The organism is Allocoleopsis sp., from assembly GCF_036703385.1.
In the GTDB taxonomy this organism is placed as follows: Bacteria; Cyanobacteriota; Cyanobacteriia; order Cyanobacteriales; family Coleofasciculaceae; genus Allocoleopsis.
The window spans coordinates 1-4,998 of record NZ_DATNPA010000229.1; the positions used below are offsets into that span (position 1 = coordinate 1).

The 4,998-nt window shown below is 42.2% G+C and carries 4 protein-coding genes; 3 read left to right on the top strand and 1 reads right to left on the bottom strand.

Translation table 11 applies throughout. From position 1 onward, the window contains the following. The 3 genes from V6C93_RS11270 to V6C93_RS11280 form a co-directional block, all read left to right on the top strand. Positions 1-2,318, top strand: a 2,318-nt coding sequence (locus V6C93_RS11270; protein ID WP_333476754.1) for an ATP-binding protein, incomplete at its 5' end; no start/stop codon positions are given. A gap of 115 nt (positions 2,319-2,433) precedes the next feature. Next, on the top strand, positions 2,434-3,714 hold the full coding sequence (locus V6C93_RS11275; protein WP_333476755.1) for a hybrid sensor histidine kinase/response regulator: 1,281 nt from the start codon (positions 2,434-2,436) through the stop codon (positions 3,712-3,714). Between the two features lie 220 nt (positions 3,715-3,934). Next, positions 3,935-4,780 carry a DNA adenine methylase gene (locus V6C93_RS11280; RefSeq protein WP_333476756.1) on the top strand — a complete coding sequence of 282 codons (846 nt, stop codon included), beginning with the start codon at positions 3,935-3,937 and terminating at the stop codon, positions 4,778-4,780. Here the strand turns inward: V6C93_RS11280 and V6C93_RS11285 are convergent. After that, positions 4,769-4,998 (bottom strand): hypothetical protein (locus V6C93_RS11285; RefSeq protein WP_333476757.1); only part of this gene is annotated, 230 nt, incomplete at its 5' end. The genes V6C93_RS11280 and V6C93_RS11285 overlap by 12 nt on opposite strands.

Genomic DNA, 4,998 nt, shown 5'->3' on the forward strand with positions numbered 1-4,998 from the left:
AACAAGAATCTCTCCGCCTAGTTGATGCAAATCAACAGATCATGCAAAACTGGGCGTTTCATGCTCCCTGCAATTTCCAGCATAAATACCACTTGGTAGAAGCTGAAAAAGCGAGAGTTTTAGAGCAAAAAATCGAAGCAATGGAATATTATGATCGCGCCATTCAAGGTGCCAGAGAACAGGGATACATCCAGGAAGAAGCACTAGCTAATGAACTGGCAGCCGAATTTTATCTCGATTGGGGTAGAGAGAAGGTTGCCCAAACTTATATGACTGAAGCCTACTATGCTTATTTTCGCTGGGGAGCGATCGCTAAAGTTAAAGACTTAGAATCAAACCATCCTTTCCTAGTATCGCAAACTCATAGCACAGACATCCCAAAACATCAGGTCACTCGCACCACGACAGGCAGCACCAGCACTGAAAATTTTAGCAACTTCTTAGACGTAGCGAGTTTTATCAAATTTTCTCAGGTGATTACGAGTGAAATTGTCCTGGAAAAGTTGTTGAATAAATTAATCAAAATTTTGTTGGAAAACGCCGCTGCTCAAAAAGCCATACTGCTGCTGCTCAAAGATGACCAACTCTACATCGAAGCGACCGGTAATACGACCGATGATAGGGTGACGGTTTTACAATCGATTCCGGTTGAGACGAGCCAGGATTTACCCCTCTCGGTTGTAAACTATGCCTTTAGGAGCCAAGAAAATCTTGTCTTAAACGACGCAACGATTGCCGAGCCCTTTAATGCAGATTCCTATATTCAAAACTCTCAATCCAAATCAATCCTTTGTTTACCGATTCTTTATCAATCCAAGCTGCAAGGCATTATTTACCTAGAAAATAATCTGGCAGTGGCGGCTTTTACCCAAGAGAGGGTAAAAGTATTAGAAGTCTTAGTTTCACAAGTCGCGATCGCAATTGTTAATGCTCAACTCTACGCTCAAGTGCGCGACAATGAGAGCCGACTAAGGCAATTCCTCGATGCGATGCCAGCGGGAGTGTTTGTCACCGATAGGCAAGGTCAGCCCTACTATACCAATCAAATTGCACAACAGATTCTCGGCAAAGGAGTTGTCAATTCACTCACAGCCGAGCAATTACAGGAGGCTTATCAAGTCTATCTCGCAGGCACGGAGCAATTGTACCCCAATGAACGCGCAGCGATCTCTCAAGCCTTGCAAGGGCTAACGGTGAAAGTTGATGATATGGAAATACGCCACCCTGATAAGACCGTTCCCATAGAAGTGTTGGGAACGCCCATTTATGACGAAGAGGGCAATATTGCTTACGCGATCGCTGCTTTTACAGATATCACAGAACGCAAACAGGCAGAAGCAGAACGAGAAAAGTTTCTGAATGAACTGTCTCATCTCAATCACGATTTAGAACAAGCCAACCAGCAACTTGAAGAGTATTCCCACACCCTAGAAGAGAAAGTCGAACAGAGAACTGCCGCCTTAAAAGCGGCGCAAACGCAGATTATTGCCAAAGAAAAACTCTCCTCCCTGGGTGCTTTAACCGCCGGGGTGGCGCATGAAATCAGAAATCCGCTCAACTTCGTCAACAATTATGCCGAAGGTTCGGTGGAGTTAACCGAGGAACTGCTCGAAGAAATGGACAACCAAGCGGAACATCTCGAGGCAGATACCTTGGACTACATCAAACAGATGTTAATCGACATTCGAGATAATGCGGCTGCGATTCACCAGCATGGTCAAAGAGCTGAGAACATTATTCACAGTATGATGCAGCACGCACGCACGGATAGCGGTCAACACCAACCCACTGACCTCAATGCTTTGCTTGACCAAGCGGTGCAGTTAGCGTATCACAGCAAACGTGCGAGCGATAGTCAATTTAATGTGTTGATTTGCAAGGATTATGACGACTCTATCGGTCAATGGGAGGTGGTATCCGGCGACCTTAGCCGCGCTTTTATCAACATGATCGATAATGCTTGCTATGCCGTCCAAGCCAAGCAGAAACATAATCAGCCGCCGCAGGGTAATGACAGACGAGAATGCCTATCCCAGGAGGAAGTTTTTACTCCCACACTTTGGGTCAAAACCCAACACTTGGGCGAAGCCGTAGAAATCCGCATTCGTGATAATGGTATAGGCATTTCACCAGAGATCACAGAGAAAATCTTCCATCCCTTCTTTACCACCAAGCCGACGGGAGAAGGAACGGGCTTGGGGCTATCTCTAACCCATGACATCATCGTGGGACAGCATAGCGGTAGCCTGAAAGTGGAGACCGAACCGGGAGCTTATACCGAGTTTATCATCACGTTGCCGAAGTCTTTGTCCGCTTGAGCTTGAGACGCTCCCTCCAGCCATCGCTATTCTATCTGGTCTATAACATACAGTGTAGGTCGTCTTTCCTCCCACCCCTTCTATAGATGACCTTCCATAATGCCCGGAGGTTTATGTGAATTTTGACTTAGAGCCAAGCGACGTGACACCAGCCAGAATCTTAGTTGTGGATGATGAATTAGAGTTAGAGCGTCTGATCAAACAGCGATTGAGGAAGAAGATTCTCGCCAAAGAAATTGAGTTGATTTTCGTCCGCAATGGTCTAGAAGCTTTAGAGGAGGTGAAAAGTAATCGCCAAATCGACATGGTGCTGACGGATATCAATATGCCAGAGATGGATGGTCTCACTTTGTTGAATAAACTCCGTGAAATAGATGACACCCTGAAGGCAGTAGTGATTTCTGCCTATGGTGATATGAAAAATATTAGAACAGCCATGAACTCTGGTGCCTCGGATTTCATCACCAAACCGATAAATTTTGAGGATTTAGCGATTACCATCAACAAAACGCTGAAGGATGTCAAAGAAGTTAGAGAAACAATTAAACAGTTGCAACAGGCACAACTTCAACTCATTCAGCATGAAAAAATGGCAGTCCTTGGTCAGTTAGTCGCGGGGATTGCCCACGAAATGAATAACCCACTTAGTTGTATTGCAGGCTATACTGATCTATCGAACCAGGGGGTTAAGAGTTTAATTAATCACTTACGACTTTATCAGCAAAAATTTCCAAATCCTGGGTTAGAAATCGAGCAAGATGCAGAAGATATAAAATTAGAATATTTTTTAGAACGTTTACCCAGGATGCTGTTTATCATGGCAGAAAGTACAGACCGCCTCGTTCATATTAGTAATTCTTTGCGTACTTTTTCTCGTAGCGATACGGATTTTCAAGTCTTAGCTAATATCCATGAAGGGATCGATAGTACTTTAATGATTTTACAACATCGGCTGAAAGGTAACAATGAACGCCCAGATATTCAAGTGATAAAGGACTATGGAGATATCCCTCAAGTTAAATGCTATTTGGGACAGCTGAATCAGGTGTTTATGAATATTCTGGCCAATGCGATCGATGCTTGCGAAGAGTCAAATCAGAGTCGCACATTTGATGAAATTAAAGCGAATCCGAATACGATCACGATTAAAACGGAAGTCAGTGAGGATAACCAAAGGGTTGTGATTAAGATCAAAGATAATGGGCCAGGAATGCCTGAAGAAGCCAAATCCCGTATCTTCGACCAATTATTTACCACAAAAGCCGTTGGCAAAGGTACGGGTTTAGGGTTATCGATCAGTTCCCAAATTGTGGAAGACACACATGGCGGTAGTCTAAGTTGTGATTCCGTGTGGGGAGAGGGAACGGAGTTTGCGATCGCCATTCCCATCGATTAAAATTAAACCCCCGACTTTACTCGCATTTCCAGATACACTATCTCAGGGCTACCGTCATTCTATTTGGGATTTTGGATTTGGGATTTTGGATTGTCCCCACGCTTGAAAGCAGCGGCTTGAAACCTTCTTGGTTTTTGTTCACTATCTCAGCTATTTATCAAGTGACCGCATTGCAGTACAATAGTACTACTTTAAATGAAGCGTTAGTCATAACATAAAAATGGCATCCGTCAATAACCTAGTAAGACCATTTTTGAAGTGGGCAGGGGGGAAAAGGCAGCTAATCCCGACGATTATAGGAAACCATCTTCCTAAAAAGTACAACATGTACTATGAACCTTTTATCGGTGGAGGAGCGCTTCTTTTTACCTTGCAACCTAACAAGGCTATTATTAATGATAGTAATTCAGAATTAATCAATTGCTATGAAGTTATCAGAGATTCAATCGATGAATTAATCGACGATCTCAAGAGACATGAGAATGATAAGAATTACTATTATGCGATTCGGGATTGGGATAGGAAAAAAAGTTATAGTCACAAAACTAAAATTGAGCGAGCATCAAGAATTATATTTCTAAATAAAACTTGTTATAACGGATTGTTCAGAGTTAATTCTCAAGGTCAATTTAATGTACCTTTCGGCAGTTATAAAAATCCTAATATTCTGGATGTAGGCGTTTTAAAAGCTGTCAATAAATATTTAAATGAAAATCAGATTAAACTCTTAAATCAAGATTTTAATGAAGCTGTAAAACAGGCACAAGAAGGCGATTTTTTATATTTCGATCCTCCCTATGATCCTGTTTCTGAAAGTGCTTCGTTTACGGGATATGATATTAATGGCTTTGATAAAGATGAACAGAGAAGATTAAAAAAAACCTGTGATGATTTAACTCAGAGAGGATGTTCTGTTTTACTAAGTAATGCCTACACAGAATTTATAGTTGAACTGTATAAAGATTATCATCAAACCAAAATATCTGCCACTAGAGCTATCAACTCCAATGGTCAAAAAAGAGGTAAGGTTGATGAAATTTTAATAAAAAACTATTTAAATCTCTAATGATGATATAGCCCTTCTCGATTGGATGCGGTACACTTTTAACCTCTCTCCTACAAGGAGAGAGCCTTTGAAATTAGCCCCCTTCCCTACTAGGGAGCCGGTCAAGAAGTCAAGGTTGACAAAATCTACTTTCTGGGGATGGGCGAAGCATTCGGAGACTAATTTATAGTAAGTGTCCAGGATTTTCCGTCCGAATGCTTCGCCCCTACAACTTTCAT

What these genes read in the sequence shown, in the direction of transcription:
- V6C93_RS11280 (WP_333476756.1), top strand. Translation starts at nt 3,935, where the DNA reads ATGGCATCCGTCAATAACCTAGTAAGACCATTTTTGAAGTGGGCAGGG.